Genomic DNA, 2,024 nt, shown 5'->3' with positions numbered 1-2,024 from the left:
CGTCAGCCCCGGGCTCGACGCCCGCTTTGGCCAGAAGCGGCACGGCGCCGGGCGTGAAGCCGATGAACTTGCAATGAGAAAAGGCATCCGCCACGAAATCGCGAGCCGCTGCTTCGCCGGCCAGCAGATTGGCACTCTCTTCGGTGAGCAGGATGGCGACCGCGTCAAACAATACCGATGGGCCGCCATCGATCATATGCTTGGCCACAATCTTGGTGCCATCGCTGGCCACCGCGCCGCCGACCTTTGCCGCGATAACTTCCATGGCGGCCCCTTCATTCTCAATGGCAGCCTGCAAGGCTTTGAAGAGACCGGCGTCCGTGCCGGTGCCGATCAGGACGCCAACCTTGCGGCCAGCAAAGCTCTCCGGGCCATTGGCAATGATGCTCAGCGCTGGCGAGGGCTCGAGATCCGTGCGCGGCGATACAGCGGCGTCGGCCGGCTTCGGCATCTCGGTGATGCCGAGCTTGTCGGCGACCGTGACAGCCAGTCCCTCATCGATGTTCAGCAAGTGCGCGATCATCCGCTCGCGGATGGCTGGGGTTTCAACCTTGCTCAGTTCAAAGGTCAAGGCCTGAGCGATGTGGCGTTGCTCGGGTGGGGTCTGGCTGTTGAAGAACTGGGCAGCCTGGCTGTAGTGGTCGGCGAAACTTTCGGGCCGCAGCCGGACCTTCTGGCCATCCTCCCCGTCAGCGAAGGAACGGAACCCACGGTCAGGGGATTCGCGCGGGCCGACGCCGAATGAATTCGGCTGGTAGTTGGCTCGTCCAACCGGATTGCGCATCGCCATATGGCCGTCCTGCTGGAAATGATGGAATGGGCATTTCGGCGCGTTGATCGGCAGATGCGTGAAATTGGGGCTGCCCAGGCGTTTCAGCTGTGTGTCGAGGTAGGAGAAGTTGCGGCCCTGCAGCAGCGGATCGTTGCTGAAGTCGATACCAGGCGGAACATTCTGGGTCATGAACGCGACCTGTTCGGTCTCGGCAAAGAAATTGTCCGGCATCCGGTCGAGAACAAGACGCCCGACAGGTATCGGCGGCAAGATCTCCTCCGGAATCATCTTGGTCGGATCAAGGATGTCGAAGTCGAAATTGTCGGCAAACTCCTGGTCGAACAATTGCAGGCATAACTCCCATTCGGGGAAATCGCCTGATTGGATGGCGTTCCAGAGGTCCCTGCGATGAAAGTCGGGATCGGCGCCGTTGATCTTGACCGCTTCGTTCCACACGACTGATTGCATGCCAAGCTTGGGCTTCCAGATGAATTTCACGAAAGTCGATTCATCGGCCGCATTGACGAGCCGGAAGGTGTGTACGCCGAACCCTTGCATGAAGCGGAAAGAGCGCGGGATGGCGCGGTCCGACATCACCCACATCATCATGTGCATCGATTCCGGCGTCAGGCTGATAAAGTCCCAGAACGTGTCGTGCGCCGACTGCGCTTGCGGGAAGTCACGGTCGGGCTCCGGCTTGACCGAATGGATGACATCGGGAAACTTGATCGCGTCCTGAATGAAGAACACCGGGATATTGTTTCCCACGATATCCCAGTTGCCCTCTTTGGTATAAAGCTTCACGGCAAATCCACGGACGTCGCGGGCAAGGTCGAATGACCCCTTGCTGCCGGCCACCGTCGAGAACCGCACGAATGCCGGCGTTTTTTCTCCAGCTCGCTGGAAGATGTCGGCGCGCGTATATTTTGCGAGCGACTCGTAGGTTTCGAAAAAGCCGTGGGCGCCATAGCCACGCGCATGCACTACCCTCTCAGGAATGCGCTCATGGTCAAAGTGGAAAATCTTCTCGCGGAAATGAAAATCCTCGATCAGCGTGGGACCACGTGCGCCGATCTTGAGCGTGTTCTGGTCATCTGAGACCGGCCCGCCCTGGGCTGTTGTCAGGACGTCAGTCTCGCCCTCCGCAACTTGATGCAATTCTCCTCCCTGGCCTCTGACCAAGGTCAAGTCGTGGACGGTGGCGGACGATGCGTTGGCTTCGGCTGCTGGCTTACGCGGCATAGTGCTCTCC

At 59.6% G+C, this 2,024-nt stretch carries 1 protein-coding gene; it reads right to left on the bottom strand.

Going from position 1 to position 2,024, the window contains the following annotated elements; translation table 11 throughout:
* A partial coding sequence (gene katE / locus AC1DX0_RS35120; protein WP_477359014.1) for a catalase occupies positions 1-2,014 on the bottom strand: 2,014 nt, incomplete at its 3' end.
* Positions 2,015-2,024 lie beyond the last annotated feature (10 nt).

This window comes from Mesorhizobium sp. P3_A9 (assembly GCF_056402975.1).
The sequence above is the reverse complement of the archived record's forward strand: the minus strand, read 5'-3'. Positions and strand labels throughout refer to the sequence as shown.